Raw genomic sequence first — 24418 nt, 5'->3', positions numbered from 1 at the left:
AATAGCGAGGATTCAGCACTGCTCCGGCTTCAAGCCGACATAAAACGTAATAAATCTGTCCATGTCAGGTCCTACCGTTGGACTGGAAGAATGACTAGCATGACGTCTTTGCGCCGGCGCAGATCGATGAAGGACAGCTCATGAGACTAAGATGGCCCGCATTCCAACTGACGATCCACAGCCAGATCACCATCATCATCGTCATCTGCCTGATCATTGTCATCGTCGGAAGCGAACGGCTCGAGCAGTGGGTGAAGCAGGATTACGACATCACGGATCTGGAGGCGATTTCAAACCGCGTGGCCGCAATCGCCTCCGTCCTGGCTGTGGCCAGACCCTCCGAGATTGATGACGTGATCGAGATCGCCAACCGCGCCGACTGGCATGTTGCGCTCGCGCCGCTGGAAACGGCGAACCGGTTCACCACGACCTCACCCAACCAGTCCTATCTCGACAGGTTCGCCGACTGGCTGTCTCCACCCGACAGCTATACGGCACCCTATGGCGGCTGGCAGACGTTTCTCGATGGCCACCGCGTCGTCGCGGCAAGGATCGGCAAGTCCGACCTCCTCGTTATGGAGCGGCTGCCGGACACATTTGTCAGCAGCGACGCACTCACTTTCGGATCGAACTATCTGTTTGCGCTCATAACCCTCATCGTCATCTTTTCCACCTTTGCGATCTGGACGATCACACGGCCGCTCCGCCGGATAGCCGCTGCCGCGATGCGAGCGGACATTTCCTCCGGGCCGACACTGTTTCCGGAACAGGGAAGTCTGGAAATCGTCGCACTGGCACGCGCGTTGAATGGCATGCAGAATCGCATCTCCGGCATGGTCGAAGCCAGAACCGCGATGCTGCGCGGCATCAGCCATGACCTTCGAACGCCGCTTACCCGAATGCGGCTTCGCGCCGATCGCGTCAGCGAGACCGATGTACGTCAGGCATTGCTTGTCGATATCGGTCACGTCGACAAGCTGCTCGAGGAAAGTCTCAACTACCTTCGGGACAGCCATAGAAGCGAAAAGCCGGAGCGCGTCGATCTGGCTTCCGTCATCAAAACGATCTGTGCCGAGTTTGAAGACACCGGTCACAATATCACCTATTCCGGCCCGGACCGCCTGGTTATGAATTTCAGGCCATTGGCGATCATGCGCGCCGTCACCAATCTTTGTGAAAATGCCTCGAAGTTTGGCACGCAGATCGATGTCTCGCTGTCGGTGAATGGCGGTTTCGCGATAATTGACGTGGAGGATAACGGCCCCGGCATACCGCTGGAGCTTCGGAAAAAGGTTCTGGAGCCATTCTACAAGGTCGATGCTTCGCGCAACAGCCAGAACGCCGGTTTCGGCCTCGGACTATCGATCGTCACGGAGGTCGTGCAGTCCCATCAGGGGCGACTGGAACTCCTCGACCGCTCGCCAAACGGTCTGATCGCCAGGATCATGTTGCCGATGGGGGACTAGAATGGTTTCCGCTGAGAAATTGGACATTGGCCAAGGGAGTATGGGCTGCCCTCACGTCGTAACAAAACTACACAAATCGAAACATATGCGTCCAGGCGGCATGCCTAGTGTGAGGTTTCAACGGGGGAGCGATCATGCAGACCAACAGCGGCAGCGCAAAAATCCTTCTGGTCGAGGACGACCCGGAAATCGCCAGGATGCTCGCTCAGACGATCCAGGAGAGCGGAATGGCGCCGACCGTTGCCGAGGACGGAAAGGTCATGCAGGCGCTGCTGAGGTCCAACAACTTCGATCTCATCGTTCTCGACGTGATGCTGCCGGGTGAGGATGGCCTGAGCATCTGCAGGCGCATCCGTGCCGACAACACAATCCCGATCATACTTGTGACCGCACTCGGAGAAGAAGTGGATCGGGTCGTCGGCCTGGAGGTTGGGGCCGACGACTACATCACCAAGCCATTCAGTCCGCGCGAAGTCGTTGCACGTATCCGAAGCCTGTTGAGACGCGCGTCCTATGGCCTGGTTGCGAATACCGTGTCGCGAAAACTGAGGTTCGACGGCTGGCAGATCGATCCCGTTCGGCGCCAGTTGCATGACCCGAGCAATGCGCGCATTGCGCTGACAACGACGGAATTCGATCTTCTGCTGGCGTTCTGTCGCAATCCGGGACGCGTTATTACCAGGGAAGAGCTTCTCTCACTGACTCATGCAGGCCTCGCCGGCCCCATCGAGCGGAGCATCGATGTCCATATCAGCCGCCTGAGGCAAAAGATCGAGGCCGATCCGAGAGAGCCTCAGATGCTGCAGACGGTCCGCCTTGGTGGTTACACATTTACGGCGAATGTCGAGGAGGCATGAAGCGCTTCGGCTTTCCTGCTCATCATAGGAGTCTTTCGTGGAAAACACCTTCTCCCGCTTGTCGATCATCATATCGACGCGTCTCGGCGTGTCGCCTGAGAAAATCGTCCAAAGCGCCAGCTTCAAAGACGACCTTGGAGCCGACTCGCTTGAGATCGTCGAAATCTTTATGGCTGTCGAGGATGAGTTCGATCTGGAGATCCAGGACGAAGAGATGGATGCGATTACCACTGTCGGGGATGCGGTGAGGTTTCTCGAAAACGCAAAAACGCGGGCGGCATAGAAGCTGAACTCGACGGCCATATCGTCCGTTGACGAAAGCTGGTCTGGTCGCTCGCTGCGATGGTTCAGAACCGCATATTTCCGAGGCCTATCTCGATGATCGGCACAGGCCTTCTTCAATATCCTCGGTCGCAGGGGCTCTGCGAATGTCGAACGCCTCAATGTTTCAGCTCACCTCCCCGCCGAAGATAATCACGTTCGATTGTTATGGCACGCTCGTGCAATGGTACGAGGCGCTTGAGCGCGAGGCTGGCCCCGTGTTGTCGAAACATAGCGCGAGCGATGTCAGCGCATCTGCGATCATCGACAGTTTTCCGCGCACTCCCGGCAACTGACGGCAGAAAGACCGCACAGTCTTTACAAAGACGTCCTACGCATCGGGCTTATCGCTGCGTTCGGCGATCACGGGCTTGTTGCGACCGTAGACGAAATCGCACGTGTTGCGTCATCACCCATGACGATGGGCCCGCATCCCGATGTTCCGGATGTCCTTCGGGCGCTTCGCAAGCACTACAACTTGCCGTCTTCACCAACTCTGACGACGATCTCATTGCGCCCACAGTAGCACGTATCGGTGTCCCCTTCGACCATGTCATCACCGCCAAGCAGGCTCGCGCTTACAAACCCTCACGACAGCTTTTCGAATACGCGTACACAGCCATGGGCGTGACGCCGGAGGAAAGCGTGCATGTGGCGATGGGCATGTATTGGGACATGAAGGCCGTCCATGAAATCGACCTGCGTGGGATATGGGTGAACCGCCGAGGTGAGACCGGCAACCCGGACTGGCTTCCCTATGCGCAAGTGCCTGACCTGACTGGCGCCGCAGAATTGCTCCTGTCATGGCAGCCTTAAGACATCCCTTTTTTGAGTGGGCCGGTCCTGGACCGGCCCACTCTTCGTCTGATCGCACCGTCAAATCTCGGCCGGCTGGAGGAACGGCCTGAAGATTCGCGCGGTCCGATCTCCGAAATCCGAAAAGATCAGGTGAAGCGAGGGAATGACGACCAGAGACAGCAGCGTGGAGACCAGAAGCCCGCCGATCACCGCGATCGCCATAGGCGCACGGAACTCGCCGCCGTCTCCCACGCCGATCGCCGACGGAAGCATGCCGCCGATCATCGCAAGCGTCGTCATGATGATCGGGCGGGCTCGCTCGGCACAGGCTTCTACAATGGCATCCCGCCGCGACAGGCCGTGCTTTTCACGCTCGATCGCGAAATCGAGCAGCATGATGGCATTCTTGGTGACGATGCCCATCAGCATCAGGATGCCGATGACGACGGGGAGCGACATGGCGCTGCCGCTCAAGAGCAGGCCAGCCGCGACGCCGGCGATCGACAATGGCAGTGATGCAAGGATTGTCCACGGCGTGAGCGCACTGCCGAACAGCAGGATCAGTACGACCAGAACCAGCATGATGCCTGCCCCCATCGCCACCGCGAAACTCGCAAAGACCTCGCCTTCCGTATCGGAATCGCCGGTTGCCTGGACGCGCACGCCCTGCGGCAGGTTTCTGACGCTCTCAAGCTGCATCAGTTTCTCAAGCCCCTGACCGGATGTCAGTCCATCGGCCATATCAGCGCCGATCTCGATACGGCGCTCCCGGTCGAAACGCTCGATGGAGGACACCGCCTCGTCGAGGCTGATATCGACCAGCGCAGACAGCGGCACCGCCGACCCGTCGGCGGTTGGCACGGTCATAAGCTCCAGCGTCGCGAGATCGTCTCGAGCGCTGCGATTGAGCATGACGCGGATCGGTATCTGGCGGGAACCGTCGATGAATTTCGGCAGACGGCTATCGACATCGCCAACGGTCGATACCCTGATCGTCCGGGCGATCTCGACCGAGGAAACACCGAGTGTCGCGGCCTTATCCATTTGTACCTGCATGCGAAGTTCCGGACGGGTCGCAGCATTGTCGGCGCTCGGATCGACGAAACTCCGCTCGGATGCCAGTTGCTGAAGAATGTCGTTTGCCGTGCGCTGCGCAAGATCGCCGTCCGCGGATAGGACCGCAAACGAAAGATCCCGACCGCCGCGCGCATTCAGGAACCGCAGCCGCACATCAGCGACGGAGGCCAGAGACTGCTCAAGCGCCGCCTGGACCGCAAACGAGGATCGGTCCCTTTCCGCCTTATGGGTGAGATCGACCAGCGTCACGGCAAAGCGGGGATCCTGCTGGCCCGTCATATTCGCACCAGCCCTTGTGAAGACGCTCTCAACGGCTGGGTCCCTGCGGATCATATACGAGACCGCATCGGTCGCCTGGCGGGTTTCGGCCAGGCTTGCGCCCGGAGGCAGTTCTACCGTCAGCGTCAGCCGCCCCGTGTCCTCTTCCGGCAGGAAGCCGGTCGGCACGGAAAGGAGAGCCACGACGCACACCGCAAACAACCCCACCGCGGCGCTGACGGTCAGCCATCGCCAGCGAAGCGTGAACCGCAGAAAGCGTTCGTAGGCGACCGTAAAACGCCCCTTTGCCGCGTGCGACCCGGCCCTGCCCGTCATGAAATAAGCGGCGAGGATCGGCGTGATCAGCCGCGCCACCAGAAGCGAGAAGAACACCGCAATCGCCACCGTCAGTCCGAATTCGCGGAAATAGAGCCCAATGACACCACTCATGAAGCCGACCGGCGTGAAGACCGCAATAATCGTCGCAGAGATCGCAATCACCGCCAGCCCGATCTCGTCGGATGCATCGATTGCCGCCTGATAGGCGCGCTTCCCCATATTGCGATGGCGCACGACGTTCTCGATCTCGACGATCGCATCGTCGACGAGGATGCCGGTCACCAGCGTGATGCCGAGAAGACTGAGAATGTTAAGCGAGAAGCCCAGGAGGTCGATGACGAAAAAGGTCGGTATGATCGAAAGCGGCAATGCTACGGCCGCAACCATCGTTGCCCGCCAATCGCGCAGGAATATGAGCACGATGACGATGGACAGAGCCGCGCCCTCCAGCAGCGTGCTCATAGCCGAATGATAGTTGCCGGCGGTATAGGCGACATTGTCGTCCACCAGCCGGAAGCGTGTATCGGGATGCTGGGCGGCGAGTGCAGAGATCGCAGCCGCGACCTCGTCCGCCACGGCAAGGTCACCGGCTGTCTGTGCACGGTAGACGGAAAAACCGACGACTTCCGTCTCGCCCAGTGTCGCGAAAGACCGTTGCTCGGCGACTGTGTCCTGGACCTGGCCCAGATCGCCGACCCTGATGCTCGCCTGCTGCGAAAGCGGGATCCGGACCTCGGCAAGGTCTGTGACACTCTGCGCCACCGCGGATGATGTCAGTGCCCTCTCCCGGCCACCTAGCGTGCTGCGCCCGCCGGATCCGTCGAACTGGCTGTCGTTGAGGCTCTGGTTCACCGCATTGGCGGTCAGCGCGAATGCCTGCAACCGGTCCGGGTCGAGTTCCACATGGACTTCTCGCTCGACGCCTCCGACCCGTTCAATCCGTCCAACCCCCTTCACGCCCTGCAGGCGGCGGGAGACAACGTCATCGACAAACCAGGAAAGCTCGGCAAGCGTCATCTCCCCGCCCGTGACCGCATAGGTCACAACCGATTGCGCCTCCTCTTCCACTCTTTCGATCACCGGCTCATCGATATCATCGGGCAGATCGGAGCGGATTTTTGCGATAGCGTCGCGAATGTCGGCGATGGCCCGGTCAGGCGAAACCAATCCCAGCTCGAACTCGACATTTGTCACCGAAAGGCCCTGGCTGACGGTCGATGTCACTTCCTTGAGGTTCGGCAGGACCGCAACGGCGTCCTCGACCAGACGTGTCACCTCCGTTTCCAGTTGGTCCGGCGTGGTGCCCGATTGTTCGACGGTGATCTTGACGGCAGGCTCGATAATTGTCGGGAAATAGGTGACCGGCAGTTGCATGAAACTGTAAAGGCCGACGGCGGTCAGAACCGTGAAGAGAAGCATGGATGGAAGCGGGTTTCGGATGGCCCAGGCCGAGATGTTCGCGTTCATTGCACTAGTGCTCCGACCAGGTTTCCGGCGACTTTCGGAGTTGCCGGGCGGCTTGCCTGAAGCTCTGCGGGAATGACGAGGATCGGCGACACACGCTCTTCGGCCTTGAGGAAAGCCCCAGCCTTCAGTGCGATGGTCTCGCCGTCGCCGATACCGTCGAGGATTTCGACCAGGCCCTCTTGTGAGGCGCCGACCCGGACCGGCCGGACATCGACCACTCCGCCGGATACGACATAGACATTGCTGGTGCCGCCGGCACTGCGGATCGCAGACCCCGGCACGAGGATGTTCCGACGCTCAGCCAGTTCGATCGTCCCACGCGCGAAAATGCCGGGAACCAGCCCTTCGTTGCCCGGAAGCTCGATATGTACCGTCCCGCTTCTGGTCTTCGGGTCGAGCCGCGCGGCATTGAGCCGGATCGTGCCTGGAATCGACAGGGAACGGCCCGGCAAGGCGATTGCAGCACGCATGCCCGGCTGCAGGCGCACGAAACTCGTTTCCGTCACCTGCGCCGTGAATTCGATATCGTCGTCACCTGCAATCAGGAACAGCGGCTCACCGGAGCCTGAGGTCATCGCGCCGACGCGCGCATTACGGCTAAGAATGCGGCCGCCACCCGGCGCGCGGATCGTGCTGCGTTCGACGGTCAGCTGGATCTCCTGTCTTTCGCGGGAAATCAGCTGCTCCTCGGCCTCGGCCAGTTCCAGCGACTGGCGCGCCAGTCTCAGTTCAGCACCTGCACGGGCATAGGCGTTCTGATGCTCTTCCAGAATGTTGTCGGCTATCGCGCCTTTCGGCTGCAGCATGCGGCTTCGCTCAAGCTTCCTGCGAGCTTCTTCTTCGCCGATCAGGGCCATGTCGAGCCGGCTGCTTTCGACCGCGACACCGGCCTTCGCCCGTACCAGCGCCACTGCGTTCTTGCCGAGCATCATCTGGGCCTCTGTGGTATCGAGCAGAGCAAGGGCCTGTCCTGCGGCGACATGATCTCCCGCCTCCACGAGTATCTGGCGAATTTCCTTGCCCAGCACCATCGGATGAACTTGGATCTCCTCGCGGGCAGCCAGCGTTCCAACGACCTCGATCCGATCGATGATCGCATTCTCCCGGGCCACCATCGCGGTGACCGGCATCCCTCTCTCTTCGGCAAGCGGCGCGGTTGGCAGGCAAAAAGCGATTGCGCTCGCTCTGGCGACCCCAACGGCCGTGAACCTCAGCATGGAAAAAAGTTTGGAAGACAAAGCCATGATGGACCCTCTGTGATGGCTGGGCGAAGGCAACACCCGGCGCCTTGAGATCCAATCTAGCGAGGCCAACAGCCCGTGCTGTTTCGTCTTTTTACGAAATGTTGCGGCAAGCGGGCCGACATCAAACGCAACCAAACGCAATGCGGCGTAACGAGTATCAACACCATCCTGTCCGAAGGACTTGTAGGCGTCTTGTCGAAGTTCCAACGGAGCCGCGACATGGTTACGATCGTCTACATGAAATGGGGCAGCCAGTTCACTGCCCGACACGTCAATGCCCTTTATGCCGGCGTCTTACGCAACATGGAGGAAGCGTTCGATTTCGTGTGCCTGACCGATAATGGCCGAGATCTGGCCGCCGGTATAAAGGTACGCCCGATCCCGCCATGCGGTTTGCCGGAAGCCGACTGGCGGCGCGGATGCTGGGCAAAGCTCGGCGTATTTGCGCCGCATCTCTTTCCCTTCGAGGACGTGGTGTTGTTCCTTGATCTCGACGTGATGGTCCAGCAGTCGCTTGCGCCACTGATCAAGCTGGTGCGCCAGCGCCGCCACCTCGTGATCCAGCGAGAATGGAATCCCGACCTTTGGAAAGTCTTGCCGCAGATTTTGAGGCCCGATCGCGGCGCGCAATCGTCGGTCTTCGGCTTTTGCCCCGAAACGGTCGGAAACATCTACGGAAACTTTCTGGCCGACGCGGCCGAAATATCCGCCACCATGAAGAATGACCAGACCTATCTGACACAGGTGGTGACAGACAGGAGCTACTGGCCTGCCGGGTTTTGTGTGAGCTTCAAGAGAAGCTGCACCCGGTATTTTCCGCTCAACCTGCTTCTGCCGGCCGTCAGGCGGCCGCGAGATGCGAAGATCATCGTGTTTCATGGAAAGCCGCGCCCCTGGGACACTCTGGTCGAGGCAGGCGAACGCTGGGGCTCCAAACGTCGCTTCGGTATCGGCCCTGTTCCCTGGATCCGGCAATATTTCGACCAGGCCGACGCCATGATGGCATCGATGCAGGGAAATCCGCTGAACCAACTCTGGTTGGATGGTAGAGCAGGTTCCCGGTTCGTTAAGTGCAAGACGGACACTCTGCCTGACTGCCATTCGTCCAGGCTTGTGGGGGCTGCTGCGCCGGCCAGTCGAAGCGACTAAGGAGGGGTTTATGAGCCATCAGGCAGCTGACCGATTGCACATCCTTCTCTACGTGCCCAATTCCCATATTTCAGCGAGGCTGGCAGAAACGCTCGCCGAGGACGGTTTCGCGGTCACATCGGCTTGCGACCGGACAGAGTTTGCCTGGGCAATGCCGCTTCACCGCTATAGCGCCATCGTGACCGGCACCCCACTGATCGGGGAGGTCCGGATAAACGTGCCTGTCCCGATCATCAACTACGAGGTGTTCGTGCACAAACGGGTTCAAGTATCCAACTCCGAGATTTCCGAGAGCACCTACTTTGATGTCGATGACTTCATTGCGCGCATCCGGTTTTGCGTAAGGACAGATCGCTCGCTCGCCTCATGACGGATGCCGGATTTCCGCCAAAAGGCAGGTGCAGGCGTGCCGGCATCGATTCCTGTTCAAAATGTCGCCGCAGGACATTGCGGCACCAAAAAGAATTGTCGACGCCACGCCAAAGAGCCGAAGGGCAGGTTCAGCCCTCTGCCGATGCGACAAACCCGTCCCAGCCGGCCATGGCAATTTCGGCAACGCCTTGAAGTTCGGCTCTTTCCGCTCCGTCACGAGCTCGGATCGCCATCCCGCTTTGAACGGTCTGGATAAACCTGCCGACCTTGGCGATACCGAAAGCCGGCGGGAGTTCTCCTTCTTCGACGGCCCTTGCCAGACGTGACACGATCACGTCGAAAGCCACCGCTCGCGTGGATCGCATAAATCCGGCGAGTTTGGTGTGACCATCGCTCCCGACCGTCCCGAGCGTCGCCATGCACCCATGAGGCAGATCGCAGTCCGAACCGGTCATGGCGGCCGCCGAGTCGTGCAGATAGGCCTTCACCGCTTCCCGCACCGTGGTCGCCTCGCGGAAACGTCCCCAGACCAAATGCTCGTAATTGGCTGCGTAGTGCCGCAGTGCTTCCGCATAGAGCTCGTCCTTCGAGCCGAATGCCGCGTAGAGGCTGGTTGTCCCCACACCCATCACCTCGGTCAGGTCCGAGATCGAAGTCGCCTCGTAACCCTTTATCCAAAACAACCGCATGGCACGAGCCAAGGCCGCGTCACGGTCGAACGCGCGGGGCCGGCCACGTCCGGAACCTGTCGAGGCAGTTTTTGCCAATGTACTTTTTCGCTCTTTTTGCATCGATCATTACATAAACCCATTGACTTACGTTTTCAACGTTCATAGCTATTCTGCATCGATCACTACATAAATGGAGTTTTCATGATTGATCTGAACGGCAAGAAAGCGCTCGTAACTGGCGGTTCACGTGGGATTGGGGCGGCGATTGCGATTGCGCTTGCGGAAAACGGCGCCGACGTCGCGCTGACATTTCAAAATTCTGCCGATCGCGCCGAAGCGGTGGTGAATTCCATCGAGGCGCATGGCCGACGCGGCGTCGCGATTCAGGCTGATAGCGCCGATCCTGGCGCAATCAAGCGGTCGGTGGATGAAGCCGTAAAAGCATTGGGCGGCCTCGACATTCTCGTCAACAATGCCGCAATCGCACGCTATGACACAATCGCCAACATCAACGTCGGCGACATCGACGCGCTTCTCGCGGTGAATGTGCGCGGCCCGATCCTCGCGACGCAGGCGGCTCTTGCACATCTTAGCGCCGGAAGCCGCGTCATCACGATCGGCTCCGCCGGGGCGGACCGGATCGTCGGGGCAACAGGCACGGTTTACTTCATGACCAAATCCGCGCTGCAGTCTTTCACTCGCGGCCTGGCGCATGAACTTGGACCGCGCGACATCACCGCCAACCTGATCCAGCCTGGTTCGACCGATACCGAAATGAACCCGGCGGACGGCGAATATTCCGAATTCCAGCGCAACCTCATCCCGTTGGGCCGGTATGGCACACCCGCGGACATCGCGGCGACCGTTGCGTTCCTCGCAAGTCCCGCCGCCCGCCAGATCAACGGAACCATCGTCAACGTCGATGGCGGCATGCTGGCGTAAATTCGAAAATGTATTCCAGAAGGTCAGGATCTGTGCAGGATCCTGACCTTCGGCAACTCGACGACCGCCACATTGCCGTTCTCAATTCACGCGATTGCGCGGCTGATGGGAACAGATCCTGGTGATCAACGATGCGGAGATGAATGACCGTGCGTCCGCTCCGGACCTGTGGCCTGAAGATCATCGATGAGCGCTTGGGGTGCTGCATTTCTTAACATCGTAAAAAGGGCGTGGTCGATGCGTGGATCCGGAAATCTCTGTCGCCTGCGCAGAAGAAGACGTGAGTGAGATCCTCGGCAATCTGATCGACAATGCGTCCAATTGGGCTACCGGCGTGATCGCCATCTCGGCGAGGATTGAAGGCAGCACGGTTGCGATTGTCGTCGAAGACGACGGACCTAGCATCGCACCGGCGACGATCTCGGACGCCTTCCTCCCGGGAAAGCGCCTGGACGAGACCGTTCCGGGTGACGGTTTCGGATTGTCAATTGCAGGCGAACTCGCCCAGCTCTATGGCGGATCGATCCGCCATTCGAAAGCCGCGACCAGCGGGCCGCGGTGTTAGGTTTCCTTGCCACGCGCGCTTCCGCCATCGACATGATCTACGCTGGCAGGCAGCCGGATGTCTGGTAGACCTGCCAGTGGACGTCGATAGCGGTCGGCCGAGGAACTCTCATGCCAAAACATATCAAGAAAGCGGATTTACCGACAAAGCCTTGCGCTGCTTGCGGCCTGCCCTTCACATGGCGACGGAAGTGGGCGAAAAACTGGGACGAGGTAAAATCTGTTCGGAGCGATGTCGCAACGCAAAGCCAGCAATTAAATGAGGCGTGCCTCCACCTTGATGAACCGACCGCCACATGCTGCGCCAGAAAAGCTGTTTTGAAACAGGCGCCGGGATCCGCCAATGACTGAAATGTCTTCACTTCCCCAGGGATACGTCGCCCTGTTGATCGGCGCGAGCGGCGGGATCGGTTCGGCGATGAAGCGGATCTTGCGCAATGATCCGCGTTGCGGCGATCTGACCGCGCTGTCACGCAGAGACGACGGACTGGATATAACCGAAGAAGCATCCGTAACGGCTTTTGCGGAGAAGCTTCGGGGCAAAAAATTCCATCTGCTCGTCTGCGCAACAGGTGCTCTGACAATCGACGGCGTCGGGCCTGAGAAAACGATCCGCCAACTCGATCCCGACGTCATGGCGGCACAATTCCGATTGAATGCCATCGGGCCTGCGCTGCTGATGAAGCACTTCCTGCCGCTTCTTCATCGAGAGGAGCGGACAATTTCTGCGTTCCTCTCTGCAAGGGTTGGATCGATCGGTGACAACCGTCTCGGAGGGTGGATCTCCTATCGCTCGTCGAAGGCAGCACTGAACCAGATCATCCGCACTGCTTCCATCGAGTTCAAGCGCACGCATCCCAACGCCGTCCTTGTTGGCATCCACCCTGGAACAGTCGAAACCGGTCTATCCGAACCATTTTCGCGTGGTCGCGAACGAATGCGACCGGAAGATGCTGCGTCGCGGATGATGGAAACGCTCGATGCACTCTCCAATGCGCAGACCGGAAGTTTTGTCGCGTATGACGGTTCGTCAATCGAATGGTAGAAGCCTAGGTCAAAACACGTCACCACGAAATCAGCGGCGATCGATGCTGCCAGGTATCGTTGCCCACTTGGTCGAGTACGAATTTTGCAACGTCCTGCCGCGATATCGTCCCACCATGGAAATGGGAGAGATCCGTCAGCGCGCGGATCGTGTCGCGCCCGGGCTTGTTGTTCAGGACCGACGGACGGACGATGGTCCAGTCGAGGTCGCTGTCCCTGATGATCGCTTCCTGCCGGTTCTTGTCGGCATAGACCTTTCGCAGAAGCAGCGGAAAAATCAGCTTGTCGAACACGAAGCCGCCATGCCCGGCGCTGTCGCCGGCACCAAGCCCGGTTATGGCGATCAGGCGCGTAACCTTTTCCGCCTTCATCGCGGTAACGAGGGAGCGCGTTGCATTGGACAAAAGAGTGACTTCACTGAACGGGCTGGCAGGCGTTCCGATTGCGCTGATGACCGCGTCGCGGCCCTTGAGAGCCTGGATCAGGGCTTTCTCATCGCGGGCATCGCCGACGACGAGCTTTGCGCCCTTGAGATCGGCGGTCTTTTCCGGTGAACGCACCAGAACGGTGACATCATGGCCTCGGCTCACGGCCTGGCTGACGAGATGGCGGCCGGTCGGCCCGGTGGCGCCCAGGATCAAGATCTTTGGTGCAACAGTCGGGTTTGTTTCAGTGACGGAGGTTGTCATGGTTTTGTCCTCTTCAGGATAGGCGCCTTTCAGAGGCCGCCCTGTCGCAGTTGATTTTTGATGATGATCAGAGCCGGCCTTCGACAACCAGCTCGCGGGTGCGCTTCAAGGTGGACAGCAAGGCGGCCTTGTAGCCCTTGTCGCTGTCGAACTGAGCTTTCTCCGCTTGTTCTTCAGGGCCATTTGACTGTTTGCCGCGAAGGCCGATGTAGCAATAGAATTTCAGCTGCAGCTCGCCGGCTTCGTCTTCGAACAGCTCGTTGACAATGGCGCCCTCGCGGGGACCGGTCGCCTGGAAAAAGGTGACCTTGCTCTGGACTTCCAGCGTGATGATCTCGCGAAGGTCGGATCCGGCAATTGTGGCTTCGCGCACGAAATGGGTGGCGCTTTCCTCCACCACGTCGCAGCGGGTGCAGAGGCCGGGCGGGAGAAACAGGCGGGCGTCTCGCGCCTTGAGCTCCAGGCCCTTCCAGACCTGGTCGCGGGTCAGCCTGGTTTCGCCTTCCGGATTCACCGGAACGGTTGCAGTCGAGTAAATCATGATACTGGTCCTTTTCTGAATTTGAGAGACTTCCTCGCCTTACGCGGCGGCGACTTCCGATATAAAGTTGCGGTAAGAGCGCAGCGGCCGCCCGAGCATTGCCGTCAGCCGCTCGGCGTCGCCGGCTTCAGGAAGCATCCCGTCTGTCAGGAAACGCTCGCCCATCATGCGCATGTCGTATGCCATCCATGGCGGCATGAACTGCCTGAGGTTCTGTTCGAAGGCCGACATATCGCCGCCGGCATAGTGGATCGGGCGGGAAAGGGCTTCCGACCAGATGGCGGCGATATCGCTTCCCTTTAAAGTGTCGGGGCCGACCAGGTTAATGCGGTCCAGGGGAGGCGGCCCATCGGCCTGGTCGCGGCGCAGCAGCTCAAGGGCGGCGATTTCGGCAATGTCGCGCACGTCGATCATGGCGAGGCCCTTGTCGCCGACCGGCATCGGATAGACACCGTAGCCCGTGATTGCGTCCTTGATCATCAGGTCGTTCTGAATGAAGTAGGCAGGGCGCAGGATGGTCGCCGCCAGCCCCATTTGCTCGATCATCCGCTCGACGCCAAACTTGCCAGCGAAGTGCGGAACATTCACGTAGACGTCGGGATGGATGACCGACAGATAGACGATCCTCTCGATGCCAGCAGCGCGGGCAACATTGAGGGCGATCAGCGCCTGGGTGAACTCGTCGGGCGCGACGGCATTCAGCACGAAGAGGGTCGACACACCGTCAAAGGCGGCGCGAAGGGAATCGACGTCGAGAAAGTCACCTTTGACGACATCAACGCCGGCTGGGAAAGCGACTTTCGCAGGATCGCGAACGAAGGCACGAACATCAGCGCCGCGGTCGACGAGGTTCTGAACAACCTGGACGCCGATATTGCCTGTGGCGCCGGTAACAAGAATGGTCATTGGGGGTATCTCCTGATGTGTTTGCTTGACACCCCGAACATGATTGGTTCATTGGCGGTCCAATAGACCATCAATTTAGACAGACCGTCTCAATAGTGGAACGAATATGGACCTGATCGCACTCGCCGATTTCAATCTCGTTGCCCGCCATGGCGGCTTCGGCAAAGCCGCACGCGCCACGGGGAGACCGAAGGCGACCCTGTCGCGACGCGTCATGGAATTGGAGGCTGCACTTGAAATCCGGCTGTTCGAGCGCGGCGCGCGCAATCTGAAACTCACCGAGGAAGGGCGCGCCCTTCACGAGCGAACGGTCGTTCTCCTTATGGAACTCGACGAAACCGCGGCCAGCATCGCATCCCGCTCAGAAAAACCGCGCGGCAGGTTACGGATCAGCGCGCCACTCCTTCTGTCACAGACGGCCATGGGCAAGATTGCGGCAGGATTTGCGTTGAAGTATCCGGACGTGAGGCTTGAAATCACCACGGATAAGGTCTCGCAGAAAGCTATACTCTTCTGGAGTAAAACTCCACTCTGCTTTTAAGCGTTGTCCGCTGTTTGGATCTAGGTATTGTGCTCTTCCTGTAATCCACGGAGAAACGTCGGCTGGCACAACACGAACCTGACCACTATCCTTAACGACTGCGCGCGGGTCGGAGGAGAGCACTTCCGGCTCGAAGCTACCAGGAAGTTCCCGGGTAACGAATTTGACGGAAAGCGTTCCAAAGCCGACTTGGAGACGGCTGGCTTCAACGATGGAATGAGCGGGAGGACGTCCCAACCAGTCTTTCAGGCCTACGTTTGTGAGGATGTGATCACGTCCCTTCGGAACGGCGGGCTTCTCGGCTGTAATGCGGAAGGGTTCGTATTCGGCGTCAAGCTGATCCTTTGTGACGATGGCTGGCGATCCGTCTTCGATGGAGTGGTTCCAGCCGAGAGCCTCCAGACTGCGGACGAGCTCAAGTGCGTCGGCAGCGGAGAGCTTACCCACAACGATGTCACCCGCGTGCTCCGTGATCAGCGCCCGGCCTTCGAGCGCCCAAGCGTCAAGCGCCTCGGCCAGCCCCTTTTCCGGCGAAATCATCTTCGACTAGAGCTTCTGATGTTTTGAACGTGATAACCCATCCGCCTCGCTCGTCCTTTGTCCGCGTGACCGCACGGTCTTCCTGCTCGCCTGCATATTCGATTAGGACGTCTTCAGCAGTCCTGACCTTGATACGCGGCGCGCGTCTAAGCGTTCTAGGATCCGGCTTGAAAGACACGCCTGTCAACTTCTGGCTCTTGAGGTGCCGTTCGAGCGACTTGTCGATCTCTGCCCTAATATCTTCAGCGGGCCGACCCGCGGCAACGAAGATTGCTTCCCTGATCGCTTCGTCATCTACCGTATCGCGGCCACTCAGCGATTCCTTGGTGACGTTCAGCGCCAGCTTCGCGTCATTCCCCGGCAGATGCTTCTTGCAGTCGCGTAGGGTGTCGCGGAGAACGGCACTCAACCTATCGCTCAGCTCCTTACTATCGCGATCACGTCGGACTTCCAAGAATTTCTGGAAGTAGTCAGTAAGATCTGGGGCTTCGCCCGTTCTATCGAACGCCGATACCTCACCATCGACGACACCATCCCTCACGCGGATGAGGCAGGATTTCTGGATCGCGCGCTTTTCCTTGATGAAAGCCTGCACGATCTGCCGGAAGGCATTCTTGCCGTCTTTTGCGTACAGTTCGACGGCCTCACGGTAGTCGTATTTGATAAGACTATAGAAGGACGTCTTTGGATCGTTCGTGCCAAGCTGGAAAACGAAAAAGGCACCGCCACTGCTCGATCCCACGTGGTCCAACTTGAAGCGACGCGCAAGTTCTTTTCCGCCCTCTTCGAACGTTCTATCGCCTGTTGCCATCTCTTTCAAAAGGGCGCTGATCGCAGATTTATCATCGAATTTGTGAACTGGGCTTACCGCAGCGTCGACGATGCGTGCAAGGAAGAAGGCAATATGCGGGTCCTCGTCAACTGGAAGCGCGGGCTGTGGAGCGAAGTCTTGCTTTCCACCTACCACATGCACGATCATCTTCTTGATCGCGATGCTTTCGAATTTGGCATCATTAAAAAACTCAAGAACGTCCTCCCGTAAATATCCGCCACTCAAAGTAAAAGACGCGGCAATGCTTTGTATACACGTGCTTCGTTCGTGTGTTTCACTACCTTGGATATCCGTTAGGTTTTCGAAACCCCCCGCATGGGTTGGCCGGGAAACCAATCGGCGGCTGAATTGTCCGGCAGCAGCCTAAAGCACTATCGAGGTTATAACGGACATGGCGGTCAGCGGGGCGGCGATAGACTCGCGGCCATTACCCAGGAAGATTGATAAGATGGCTCCTCGCCCGGCAGATGCGAATGGCTTGATCCCCTCAGTCGAATAGCGATGGTTTTGTAGTTCCCGCCGCATCGGACAACAAGCCCAGTTCTGGCGCTTCACTCAAGGCGCAGCAGATGAGCTTTCTGGCGGAAACACAACCGTGCTAGTCGTCCGAGATCAAGGCGCAAAGCGTTCCTTTGCGGCGTGACCGGAAGCCTGAACCCAATCAAATACCCGAAGGTCCATTCCCCAGACTGATCAGGTCAGCCATCACAGCCCGGATTTGCGGCCACGGGAATTCGTGGCGTGAGCCGTCTTCCTCTGCCATAGTAACCAAGGCATGGAGTTTTGCCGCTGCACCGGCAACCGAGTGAGCCGGGTGCATAAATAGGACTTCCAATCGTTCCGCCCGCATCGCAAACGCTTCTTCTTCCGCCTGCTTGGCGCGACTGTATCCGAGCCCCTCGTCAAGCGAGTCCCAGGCGGCTTGCCGCTCTGCAAAAACCGCTTTCGCACGCATCTTTGCATCGCGGTATTCCGGCGCATCGCCAAATCGGTGGTCGATCTCCTTCACTGAGAAAGCCGCGACCACGCATTCCTGGTCGGGCACGGCAAGATCAACTTGGGGGAACCCGACAGCCGCGATCAGAGCAGTTTCCAGTCGCTGCTGCCTTCGGCAGAACTTCTCGACCTGCTCATGGGCCGCGCTCCACTCCCGCCACAACATCAGCGTTTGATCGCCACCGTCAGGCGGGTCGTATGCGGGATGAAGCGCCGCATTGTCATCCCCAACCTGCGCCGCTAGCCACGCCGCCGACGTGGAAAGCAATCTCCGCCGCGTGACGATAGGCAAAGTTCTGCTATTGTCGGAATCAGCCATGATCCGAGTTCCCTATAACTTGGTTATGGTCAGGCTGTGCTGGGTGTTACGAGCACCTCGTACAGCCGCAGTGTCTTGGCCGTGGCAGAACTGGCAGCCAAACAACACTGAACCAATAAATACCATATGAACCAGAAACATTCAAACTGAAACGGACAAGATGAAACCGATAACAGGGGCTCAAATACGGGCCGCGCGGGGATTGATCCGGTGGACAGCACAAGACCTTGCCCAAGCCGCAGTGGTCGGAATCTCCACTGTTCGTCGCGCTGAAGCGGAAGACACGGCACCAACGATTACCGCCGCAAATCTTAAAGCCCTTCAGTCAGCGCTGGAAAATGCAGGGATCGAGTTTATCCCGGAAAATGGCGGCGGTGCCGGAGTTCGTTTCGCGAAGCCATCAAACGAGTAGCAGGACAGCCGAGCTGAACTATAGACCCAACCCCCGCTTCCTCGCGAAACTCCAATCAACCCCACCGCCGTCTCTCACCACTCCGCTGATGTGTTGACCGATCCCTTGGTCGAGCGCCGGTTGCCACGGCACAAGCTGGAAGCCAATGCCATCATCAAGCATGGCAAATCGCCCGCTGGCGAGAGTGACGCTGCCATTCAGTGATCCGCTGACATATTCCGCCGCCTGGCTCGGTGCGTAGGACAGACCCCGCTCCGCCGCCATCTGCCGGCCACGCGGTCGATCTCGGTTCGCTCCAGTCGCTGCAGCAGATCCTTGGGCGCTACAAGCTCCCGGTCCAGCCATGTCGCGCCGTCGCTGCCGACCTGTCTGTTGAGGTCGAGGGTAGACAACGTGCAAACGGTAAAGTCCTTGGCCTGGTCTCTGGCGTCATAGGCCATGCCGCGTTCGGGGAGATCACCGGGGACCTTCCAGTGATCGGCATCGATCCGCTCGACATGACCGGCACGGCGGAGTGCTTCCAGACAACGGACATGGGAGCGGATGAAGGCGTCGGGATCACCGCCGAGCTTCTCGATCTTTGCCCTTGCCTGCTCCAGATGTTCGCCCGGGCGGTAGATACCGTCGTTGTTGGCGGCCATGTCGCGGATGTTGATGTCCGATGCCCTGGGTTCGGTCTTCGGCGGGACCGGGTCGAGGGAGATGATGGCCGCGATGGAGATCGTCGAGCCGGCCGATATCTCCCGTCTCGACATAATGGGTATGTCCGTCCACGCCGTCGATGACCAGATGCAGACGGTCGCTCATCTCGTCGCCTGCCAGTCCCTTGGCAAGAACCCGCCCGACAATTGGCTCGGTGATGCTTTTACCGTGGGTGATGTAATCGCGGGCACCACGCTCATCGGCAAGACCGTGATCCTCCAGCGCCCGGTGCATGGTCTTGATTATATCGCCGCGCTCACCAAGGGCTCGTAGCGTCTGTTCCGCGTTGTTGCAGATTGCCCATCGTCCAGTTTCGATCTCATCGGCCAAGCCATATCGCTTCAGGCGCTTCGCCCGTCAATCAGCAGCGATCGGTTGGACCGGACGGTGTAGCTGTCGGAGGCATCGGGACGGAGGTCGATGACACCGTGTTCCTGGCTTTCCGCCATCAACATCCTGTCGAGACGGGTCAAACGTTCGGCCTCCACCTCATGGCGCAGTTTCGCCGCGACCTCCAACTCGCTCTCCTGGCCCAGTTCCAGCGTCACCAGCTCTTGTGCCCGGTGGCGGACCCCATGGGCGATATAGTCGCCGGCAATGTTGAGGATGCGGCCATCCTCAAGCACCCACGGACGATGACATGGGTGTGGGGATGACCGGTATTGTGGTGATCGACGGCTACCCAATCCAGCTTCGTACCGAGATCGCTTTCCATCTGCCTCATGAGGTCACGGGTGAAGGAACGCATGTCCGCCATGTCGGCTGCATCTTCGGGGGCGACGATGAACCGGAACTGATGCCGGTCGTCGCGTCCCCGCTCCACGAACGCCTTGCCGTCGGCTTCGTCCTCGATGGCGGAATACACCCTGCCCTTCTCGCCATCCTTCGTCACGCCATCGCGTTCCAGATAGCGCAGGTGCGCATCGACCGCTTTTGCCGAAGTCGAGCGGAATTTCGAGCCACGCGACTGCCCCCGCTGCGGGGCAAGTTTGACCACCCGTGCCTTGACGACGACACGCCGTGAACGGAACCGGGTGCCGCTGCCATCGCGAGTCCATCCGCCACCGTCTTTTGGAAAGGACGGCACCAGTTTCGCACTACGGCCTCGGGAATTGAACCGCCCGCTCCCCTGCCTCAACTCCCTGCCAATCCTGTTCGGGTTTCCGCCTGCCTTACGCACGGCGATATTCACCTGCGTGATGAATGGCTTCGAGTGTAGGTTGGCGGCACCACCTCGGCTTTTCGGTCGGCCTAGTCTGATGCGGAAATTGTTGTCTTCACGGTCGGCCATATCGGCAGATATGACGCCCATCGTCGGCCTGGCAAGCAGGAAATTGCTGTCATCGCAGGCGGGCGCAAAAAGACTTGGACCCGCGTAGATCGGCGTAGCGCACCTCGCGGCAGATGCCCGCTAACCTCCAATACCAAAGAGGATATCAGTCGGATCTGAAATTCGTCGCACATCGCTGATTGCGATGCTTCCCCGTTTTCAGGCACGGATAATAATGTGCAGACAACAGCTTACGAGTAAAGCGAGCGCGAACCCCCGGTTCGCTTTATCTTGCCTCACTTCCCACCCCGGTTGTCCCTCCCCTCCTGGATAAGCCTGAAGGTCAGCGCTCAGCCTAAATGTGCCCCCGCCGCCGCTCCGATGTCGCTGCATCCCCGTCATCAAAGCCGAGGGAACGGGTATTTCTAGGCACTCCGTTCAAGGGAAGATCGTAGCAATTCGACCAGGGCTGAACGTTGGTCCGGGTTGAGTTTGCCGAGATTGCGTTGGCGCCAACGGATGGCGGGAAGCTCCGCCACGTGGCCAATCTTCAGCAAGGACCAGTCCGGTTGCCCGCGCTCGAAGCCGATCAGAAAATCCCGGTGGTGATCCGGCATTCCGCCGACCAACACCTCGATCATTTCATGCTGGGTTTGGACCAGTTCATCGATTGCGACAGTCTCCTCGGTCATGCCTTCGAAGCCATTGCTGTATTCGTTTGCGAGGTCCTTGACGCGGCCCGAAAGCACTTCACCCATGGGGCGGTTGTGACTGAGTAGGTAAACTATGAACGCTTCTCGGAGGTCGCTGCTCAGACCTTCATGGGCAAGCAAGCCTTGCACATCGAAGAGGTCACGCGGATGCTGCCGGTCCAGCGCTGCAACAAGCTTGCCGGCAAACAGGTCTTCGAAGGATACGACGCTGGTCTCCGCAAAGCCGAACGCCTCTTCGACTGCTTCGGTGACCGGAATGGTGGAGGGCTCATGGACCACACCGCGCAATACGGGAGAGACTTCGATCTTGACCTGTGTGCTTTCCGCAATCACGAGAAGGCGAAGGATTGCACCATCGTGAATGTTTTCGGTGATGCGCGAGCCAGGCAGCTCCGCCAATGCTGCGGCCTTGATGCGCTTCATCGCGGCATCGATCCCAGCCAAAGCCTCCGGCCTGTCATGGATCGGCAGATACATCAGATCGATATCGACCGAGAGACGCGGCATGTTGCGCACAAAGAGGTTGATCGCCGTTCCGCCCTTGAGCGCGAAACAGGCTTCGCGCGCTACGATGGGAAGAAGGCGCATGAGCAGCCGAACCTGGGCCTGGTACTGGTCACGAAACGGCATCAAGGTCCTCCGGCGCGGTTATCAGATAGACCGGATCGAGCCTGCCTCCGGGGACGAGCATGCGTTTGCCCTTGCCCAGATCGATCGCCGTCTTGTCCAGACGCTTGAGCCACGCATGGCGGTGACGATCCGCAAAGAGGAAAAACAGGCGTTTCACCTTGACGCTGTCACAGTCTACCAGCAGCTTTTGCAGCCGTCTCGGGCTGAAATTTGAGGCACTTTGCATGATCATGTCGGCCTGATGGAAACTCTCATGGCGCGGCAGCTCGTCGAGCATTTCGAGATAGGCGCGCTCGGGCTGTGAAAGGGTCAGGGGCCAGTCCCATTGTCCCCATGGAAGTGACGTCAGACTGCCGCCTTGGAAGCGGCTGAGATCGCGCGGCGATCCATCCCCAATGTTCCAGCCAAGGCTACCTAGATCTTGCATGATGGGATCGTTGCGAAACAGGGTTGCGCTGTTGTGATAGACAAAGCGTTGCGGAAGGTTCAGCTTGTCCAACCATGTCGGCGGCTTATTCGGCCCATAGAGATGAACGGTCTTGGTCTCGTGCGAGAGGTAATGGGCAAAACCCTGAAGCTCCAGCGCGGTGCGCCCGCCAACATAGAGCGGCGTTCGCAAGAGCAGGGTCTGCAGCGATATGACGACTTGCTGCCAGCTCAGCGTGCCACGCGGCCTTTTATAGACGCTGCGCACCGGCTGTTCCAGCCAACCGGCCTTGACGTAGTAAGCACGCAGATTGCTGGCGATACCGTGATCTTCCAGCCAAGCGGCATCCACGACCAGCCCTTCGGGGAGGTCTTTCTCCAGTCGGTTTAACGGTGATGCAGATGGCTCAGCCATGCTGAGTATATTACCCGATTCTCAAACCATTATCAAGTTTAACAATATCGCAGAATACTCAACAGAGTTGATCATATTCGATCATCGTCAAACCTCATATATCCAGCGCCCGCCCCTGGCGGGCGCAAAATTTCCCCACCGACAGAAAGGGAACCGCCGCTCACGCGGCGGCTCCTTCCTTCGTGTCCGCAACGCTTTGCAGACCGTGCAGGAAATCGGCGGCGCGCTGCGCATGGGCCGCTGCGCTGAAGATTGCACGCTTGTCTTCCTTCAACTGTGTTTCGGCGTGCAAAATTGGGTCTGACGCAATCTCGATGACATCAGGGGGCCCCGACGATACGCGCCTCAAGCAAATCGAGCTTCCCGCGCCCATACATCTGGCGCTTGATGAGTTTGAGTTTGGTGATCTGACCCTCGGTCTGGCCGTTCGACCAAACTGAATTGATTGCATTCTGAACCGCTGCTCTGTCGCGGATGATGCCGTTGGCGAATGACGCAACCAAACTTGCTGCTGCACGGTCGATCCACCTGTCGAGATCATCTTTAGACCTACGCCGCAGTAGATCGTGGAAGCTCTCCACGACGTCTCTTGCCTCGACAAGGTCAGGTAGTTGCTCTTCGATCGCGGCGACCGTCATCGTTTGCGCCTTGGTCAAATTGTTACGCTCAAGGGTCATTAGGCGGACGATGGTGCGTACCGCCGGCGCGTGGCCAAGCCCGTTCTCGGCCTTTTCAGCCCTTCTTCGTCGTGTTGCCCATTCCGTGACAACGCGGAGACCGCCGCCAAAACCAGCCAACCGAAGCTGTCGCCAGAGTTCAGCACCGTTTCGTAATCCAGCATCCCATTGCGCTTGGAGCCACGGGAGGTGTGGTTCGAGCGAAGTTTGCCGGACGCGAAAGATATCGGTCCTTTGACCACGGACGACGCCGCGAACTAGCTTTCGGCTATGCCCGGTTCTGCGCACGATCTCCTTGATGGACACGCCTTCGCCTACGAGTCCACGAATGACAGAGTTTGTCTCTTCACGCCGCAGATATCCGTCATATTGCAAGCGTTCGGCGGCAGTCAGAAGTTTGGGATTTACGGTTGCTGTACCGACTGCCACGCGCACCTGCCGCATTGACTTGCGAACGGCGTCAAGAAAGGCGTGGCTAGCCTTTTCCATGAGATGCCAGCGGTCGGCGACCTGTTCGGCGTGTGGCAGGGCTCGTGCAGCGGCCTGCGCATACCCGCCGCCGCGATCTCTTGCCACGATTTCGATTTGCGGCTGTTGGACCAGCCAGGCCTTAGCCGTCGCCGGTTCTCGGTCAGGCAGTAGGGCGATCGTCTTTCGCCGCTCAAGGTCGCAGATGATCGTGCCATATCGATGATTGCGACGCCACGCTCAGTCATCGATGCCGATAACGCTCGGCGGCGTTGGTGGTGGTCGATCATATCGACGAACGGTTCGAAGCAGCGTGTCGTTGCTAACCGGAAACCCGAGACGATCTGCGAACCGTGCTGCCGGGCGACCACCCAATGCCAAAGCCAAATGGTGCACCAAGGTGTCCAGGCGTGCTGTCCTGCGGGCCATGGGTCGAACTATGTCATCACCGAAACGCTCGGCGAAAATCTTTCGGCAGCAATGGACGGCGCTACAGACGAAGCGTCGGACAGTCAGATGCAGTTCTATGCTCCGGCCTGCACAAGGCAGATCGGCGATCATCCGAGGGTAGCGGCTGTGAACACGATGGGAGATCGTACCGCATTCGGGACACCTGCAATCTCGGGACTGACCATGTGCGGCGACGACGATCACATCTGCGCTGTGGTGCACTGCCTTTACGTTCAACTCGGCAGGGATCAGATCGGAAAGCCGAAAATGGGCTCGCATGGCACTGATTCTCCATTGGAAACCAGACCAGTAGAATCCGAAA

26 protein-coding genes and 4 pseudogenes are annotated in these 24418 nt (G+C 59.0%); 13 read left to right on the top strand and 17 right to left on the bottom strand.

Annotated features, from left to right (window positions below; all coding sequences use genetic code 11):
* Positions 1-140: 140 nt before the first annotated feature.
* The 5 genes from KX729_RS22370 to KX729_RS34570 all read left to right on the top strand — a co-directional run bounded on the left by KX729_RS22370 (position 141) and on the right by KX729_RS34570 (position 3460).
* Complete coding sequence (locus KX729_RS22370; RefSeq protein ID WP_219744713.1) at positions 141-1466, top strand: ATP-binding protein; 1326 nt, start codon at positions 141-143, stop codon at positions 1464-1466.
* Between the two features lie 134 nt (positions 1467-1600).
* Positions 1601-2323 carry a response regulator transcription factor gene (locus KX729_RS22365; protein WP_219744712.1) on the top strand — a complete coding sequence of 241 codons (723 nt, stop codon included), beginning with the start codon at positions 1601-1603 and terminating at the stop codon, positions 2321-2323.
* 37 nt (positions 2324-2360) lie between these two features.
* The gene (acpP, locus tag KX729_RS22360; RefSeq protein WP_219744711.1) at positions 2361-2606 is read left to right on the top strand and encodes an acyl carrier protein; all 246 of its coding nucleotides are present in this window, start codon (positions 2361-2363) and stop codon (positions 2604-2606) included.
* 145 nt (positions 2607-2751) lie between these two features.
* The gene (locus tag KX729_RS33590) at positions 2752-2940 is read left to right on the top strand and encodes a hypothetical protein (protein WP_246617770.1); all 189 of its coding nucleotides are present in this window, start codon (positions 2752-2754) and stop codon (positions 2938-2940) included.
* 325 nt (positions 2941-3265) lie between these two features.
* Complete coding sequence (locus KX729_RS34570; RefSeq protein WP_376776040.1) at positions 3266-3460, top strand: HAD family hydrolase; 195 nt, start codon at positions 3266-3268, stop codon at positions 3458-3460.
* Between the two features lie 60 nt (positions 3461-3520).
* Here KX729_RS34570 and KX729_RS22350 read toward each other — a convergent pair whose 3' ends face one another.
* The gene (locus KX729_RS22350) at positions 3521-6583 is read right to left on the bottom strand and encodes an efflux RND transporter permease subunit (protein ID WP_219744710.1); all 3063 of its coding nucleotides are present in this window, start codon (positions 6581-6583) and stop codon (positions 3521-3523) included.
* Positions 6580-7713, bottom strand: coding sequence for an efflux RND transporter periplasmic adaptor subunit (locus KX729_RS22345; protein WP_219744709.1), 1134 nt, complete (start codon positions 7711-7713; stop codon positions 6580-6582). The genes KX729_RS22350 and KX729_RS22345 overlap by 4 nt, the downstream gene beginning before the upstream one ends.
* A gap of 189 nt (positions 7714-7902) precedes the next feature.
* On the opposite strand from KX729_RS22345, the gene KX729_RS22340 reads away from it, so the two are divergent.
* Together KX729_RS22340 and KX729_RS22335 are read left to right on the top strand one after the other, a co-directional pair.
* Entirely contained in the window at positions 7903-8976 is a 1074-nt protein-coding gene (locus tag KX729_RS22340; RefSeq protein WP_219744708.1) for a hypothetical protein, read from the top strand.
* Positions 8977-8986: 10 nt separating this feature from the next.
* Positions 8987-9346 (top strand): hypothetical protein, encoded by a 360-nt coding sequence (locus tag KX729_RS22335; RefSeq protein ID WP_219744707.1) that lies wholly within the window; start codon positions 8987-8989, stop codon positions 9344-9346.
* Between the two features lie 130 nt (positions 9347-9476).
* On the opposite strand, the gene KX729_RS22330 is transcribed toward KX729_RS22335, so the two are convergent.
* Complete coding sequence (locus tag KX729_RS22330) at positions 9477-10037, bottom strand: TetR/AcrR family transcriptional regulator (RefSeq protein WP_246617768.1); 561 nt, start codon at positions 10035-10037, stop codon at positions 9477-9479.
* A gap of 183 nt (positions 10038-10220) precedes the next feature.
* On the opposite strand from KX729_RS22330, the gene KX729_RS22325 reads away from it, so the two are divergent.
* The 4 genes from KX729_RS22325 to KX729_RS22310 all read left to right on the top strand — a co-directional run bounded on the left by KX729_RS22325 (position 10221) and on the right by KX729_RS22310 (position 12570).
* Entirely contained in the window at positions 10221-10961 is a 741-nt protein-coding gene (locus KX729_RS22325) for an SDR family NAD(P)-dependent oxidoreductase (RefSeq protein WP_219744705.1), read from the top strand.
* Between the two features lie 280 nt (positions 10962-11241).
* Positions 11242-11526, top strand: coding sequence for an ATP-binding protein (locus KX729_RS22320; RefSeq protein WP_312991713.1), 285 nt, complete (start codon positions 11242-11244; stop codon positions 11524-11526).
* A 110-nt stretch (positions 11527-11636) separates the two neighbouring features.
* A complete protein-coding gene (locus tag KX729_RS34565; RefSeq protein ID WP_376776039.1) occupies positions 11637-11876 on the top strand; it encodes a DUF2256 domain-containing protein in 240 nt (79 codons plus the stop codon).
* A gap of 1 nt (position 11877) precedes the next feature.
* On the top strand, positions 11878-12570 hold the full coding sequence (locus KX729_RS22310; RefSeq protein ID WP_219744893.1) for an SDR family NAD(P)-dependent oxidoreductase: 693 nt from the start codon (positions 11878-11880) through the stop codon (positions 12568-12570).
* Positions 12571-12589: 19 nt separating this feature from the next.
* On the opposite strand, the gene KX729_RS22305 is transcribed toward KX729_RS22310, so the two are convergent.
* The 3 genes from KX729_RS22305 to KX729_RS22295 all read right to left on the bottom strand — a co-directional run bounded on the left by KX729_RS22305 (position 12590) and on the right by KX729_RS22295 (position 14705).
* Positions 12590-13258, bottom strand: coding sequence for an NAD(P)-dependent oxidoreductase (locus KX729_RS22305; RefSeq protein WP_219744703.1), 669 nt, complete (start codon positions 13256-13258; stop codon positions 12590-12592).
* Positions 13259-13325: 67 nt separating this feature from the next.
* Complete coding sequence (locus tag KX729_RS22300) at positions 13326-13799, bottom strand: AtaL-like protein (RefSeq protein ID WP_219744702.1); 474 nt, start codon at positions 13797-13799, stop codon at positions 13326-13328.
* A gap of 39 nt (positions 13800-13838) precedes the next feature.
* Positions 13839-14705, bottom strand: a complete 867-nt coding sequence (locus tag KX729_RS22295; protein ID WP_219744701.1) for an SDR family oxidoreductase — start codon at positions 14703-14705, stop codon at positions 13839-13841.
* A 106-nt stretch (positions 14706-14811) separates the two neighbouring features.
* Here KX729_RS22295 and KX729_RS22290 point away from each other — a divergent pair.
* Positions 14812-15192: pseudogene (locus KX729_RS22290) on the top strand (LysR family transcriptional regulator); the annotation flags it as partial.
* On the opposite strand, the gene KX729_RS22285 reads toward KX729_RS22290, so the two are convergent.
* From KX729_RS22285 to KX729_RS22275, 3 genes are all read right to left on the bottom strand, one after another.
* The gene (locus tag KX729_RS22285; RefSeq protein WP_219744914.1) at positions 15115-15786 is read right to left on the bottom strand and encodes a hypothetical protein; all 672 of its coding nucleotides are present in this window, start codon (positions 15784-15786) and stop codon (positions 15115-15117) included. The pseudogene KX729_RS22290 and the gene KX729_RS22285 sit on opposite strands and share 78 nt — an antisense overlap.
* Positions 15749-16843, bottom strand: coding sequence for a nucleoid-associated protein (locus KX729_RS22280; protein ID WP_219744700.1), 1095 nt, complete (start codon positions 16841-16843; stop codon positions 15749-15751). Before KX729_RS22280 ends, KX729_RS22285 begins: the two co-directional genes overlap by 38 nt.
* Positions 16844-17279: 436 nt before the next feature.
* Positions 17280-17933, bottom strand: coding sequence for a hypothetical protein (locus tag KX729_RS22275; protein ID WP_219744699.1), 654 nt, complete (start codon positions 17931-17933; stop codon positions 17280-17282).
* 160 nt (positions 17934-18093) lie between these two features.
* Here KX729_RS22275 and KX729_RS33585 point away from each other — a divergent pair, with 160 nt between their 5' ends.
* Positions 18094-18345, top strand: coding sequence for a helix-turn-helix domain-containing protein (locus KX729_RS33585; protein ID WP_246617766.1), 252 nt, complete (start codon positions 18094-18096; stop codon positions 18343-18345).
* Between the two features lie 18 nt (positions 18346-18363).
* Here KX729_RS33585 and KX729_RS33580 read toward each other — a convergent pair whose 3' ends face one another.
* The 8 genes and pseudogenes from KX729_RS33580 to KX729_RS22250 all read right to left on the bottom strand — a co-directional run bounded on the left by KX729_RS33580 (position 18364) and on the right by KX729_RS22250 (position 24375).
* Positions 18364-18609, bottom strand: a complete 246-nt coding sequence (locus tag KX729_RS33580; RefSeq protein ID WP_246617765.1) for a DUF3363 domain-containing protein — start codon at positions 18607-18609, stop codon at positions 18364-18366.
* Positions 18543-19377: pseudogene (locus KX729_RS33575) on the bottom strand (DUF3363 domain-containing protein). Before KX729_RS33575 ends, KX729_RS33580 begins: the two are co-directional and overlap by 67 nt.
* An 11-nt stretch (positions 19378-19388) precedes the next feature.
* Positions 19389-19595 carry a hypothetical protein gene (locus KX729_RS33570; protein ID WP_246617764.1) on the bottom strand — a complete coding sequence of 69 codons (207 nt, stop codon included), beginning with the start codon at positions 19593-19595 and terminating at the stop codon, positions 19389-19391.
* Entirely contained in the window at positions 19592-20044 is a 453-nt protein-coding gene (locus KX729_RS33565) for a relaxase/mobilization nuclease domain-containing protein (RefSeq protein ID WP_246617763.1), read from the bottom strand. The genes KX729_RS33570 and KX729_RS33565 overlap by 4 nt, the downstream gene beginning before the upstream one ends.
* 698 nt (positions 20045-20742) lie before the next feature.
* Positions 20743-21660 (bottom strand): nucleotidyl transferase AbiEii/AbiGii toxin family protein, encoded by a 918-nt coding sequence (locus KX729_RS22265; protein ID WP_219744698.1) that lies wholly within the window; start codon positions 21658-21660, stop codon positions 20743-20745.
* On the bottom strand, positions 21647-22501 hold the full coding sequence (locus KX729_RS22260; protein WP_219744697.1) for a type IV toxin-antitoxin system AbiEi family antitoxin domain-containing protein: 855 nt from the start codon (positions 22499-22501) through the stop codon (positions 21647-21649). The genes KX729_RS22265 and KX729_RS22260 overlap by 14 nt, the downstream gene beginning before the upstream one ends.
* 160 nt (positions 22502-22661) lie before the next feature.
* A pseudogene (locus KX729_RS34845) lies at positions 22662-22775 on the bottom strand (zincin-like metallopeptidase domain-containing protein); the annotation flags it as partial.
* 46 nt (positions 22776-22821) lie between these two features.
* Positions 22822-24375 (bottom strand): annotated as a pseudogene (locus tag KX729_RS22250) (ISL3 family transposase).
* Positions 24376-24418: the final 43 nt, after the last annotated feature.

It is taken from the genome of Neorhizobium populisoli (assembly GCF_019430945.1).
In the GTDB taxonomy this organism is placed as follows: domain Bacteria; phylum Pseudomonadota; class Alphaproteobacteria; order Rhizobiales; family Rhizobiaceae; genus Neorhizobium; species Neorhizobium populisoli.
Note: the sequence above shows the minus strand (reverse complement) of the source record. Positions and strands in the feature narration are given on the sequence as shown.

Excerpts from the sequence above, each read along its gene's own strand:
- KX729_RS22370 (WP_219744713.1), top strand. The coding sequence starts at position 141 with ATGAGACTAAGATGGCCCGCATTCCAACTGACGATCCACAGCCAGATC.
- KX729_RS22365 (WP_219744712.1), top strand. The coding sequence starts at position 1,601 with ATGCAGACCAACAGCGGCAGCGCAAAAATCCTTCTGGTCGAGGACGAC.
- KX729_RS33590 (WP_246617770.1), top strand. The coding sequence starts at position 2,752 with ATGTCGAACGCCTCAATGTTTCAGCTCACCTCCCCGCCGAAGATAATC.
- KX729_RS34570 (WP_376776040.1), top strand. The coding sequence starts at position 3,266 with ATGGGCGTGACGCCGGAGGAAAGCGTGCATGTGGCGATGGGCATGTAT.
- KX729_RS22350 (WP_219744710.1), bottom strand. The coding sequence starts at position 6,583 with ATGAACGCGAACATCTCGGCCTGGGCCATCCGAAACCCGCTTCCATCC.
- KX729_RS22345 (WP_219744709.1), bottom strand. The coding sequence starts at position 7,713 with ATGCCGGTCACCGCGATGGTGGCCCGGGAGAATGCGATCATCGATCGG.
- KX729_RS22335 (WP_219744707.1), top strand. The coding sequence starts at position 8,987 with ATGAGCCATCAGGCAGCTGACCGATTGCACATCCTTCTCTACGTGCCC.
- KX729_RS22330 (WP_246617768.1), bottom strand. The coding sequence starts at position 10,037 with ATGCGGTTGTTTTGGATAAAGGGTTACGAGGCGACTTCGATCTCGGAC.
- KX729_RS22325 (WP_219744705.1), top strand. The coding sequence starts at position 10,221 with ATGATTGATCTGAACGGCAAGAAAGCGCTCGTAACTGGCGGTTCACGT.
- KX729_RS34565 (WP_376776039.1), top strand. The coding sequence starts at position 11,637 with ATGCCAAAACATATCAAGAAAGCGGATTTACCGACAAAGCCTTGCGCT.
- KX729_RS22310 (WP_219744893.1), top strand. The coding sequence starts at position 11,878 with ATGTCTTCACTTCCCCAGGGATACGTCGCCCTGTTGATCGGCGCGAGC.
- KX729_RS22305 (WP_219744703.1), bottom strand. The coding sequence starts at position 13,258 with ATGACAACCTCCGTCACTGAAACAAACCCGACTGTTGCACCAAAGATC.
- KX729_RS22300 (WP_219744702.1), bottom strand. The coding sequence starts at position 13,799 with ATGATTTACTCGACTGCAACCGTTCCGGTGAATCCGGAAGGCGAAACC.
- KX729_RS22295 (WP_219744701.1), bottom strand. The coding sequence starts at position 14,705 with ATGACCATTCTTGTTACCGGCGCCACAGGCAATATCGGCGTCCAGGTT.
- KX729_RS22285 (WP_219744914.1), bottom strand. The coding sequence starts at position 15,786 with ATGATTTCGCCGGAAAAGGGGCTGGCCGAGGCGCTTGACGCTTGGGCG.
- KX729_RS22275 (WP_219744699.1), bottom strand. The coding sequence starts at position 17,933 with ATGGCTGATTCCGACAATAGCAGAACTTTGCCTATCGTCACGCGGCGG.
- KX729_RS33585 (WP_246617766.1), top strand. The coding sequence starts at position 18,094 with ATGAAACCGATAACAGGGGCTCAAATACGGGCCGCGCGGGGATTGATC.
- KX729_RS33580 (WP_246617765.1), bottom strand. The coding sequence starts at position 18,609 with ATGGCGGCGGAGCGGGGTCTGTCCTACGCACCGAGCCAGGCGGCGGAA.
- KX729_RS22265 (WP_219744698.1), bottom strand. The coding sequence starts at position 21,660 with ATGCCGTTTCGTGACCAGTACCAGGCCCAGGTTCGGCTGCTCATGCGC.
- KX729_RS22260 (WP_219744697.1), bottom strand. The coding sequence starts at position 22,501 with ATGGCTGAGCCATCTGCATCACCGTTAAACCGACTGGAGAAAGACCTC.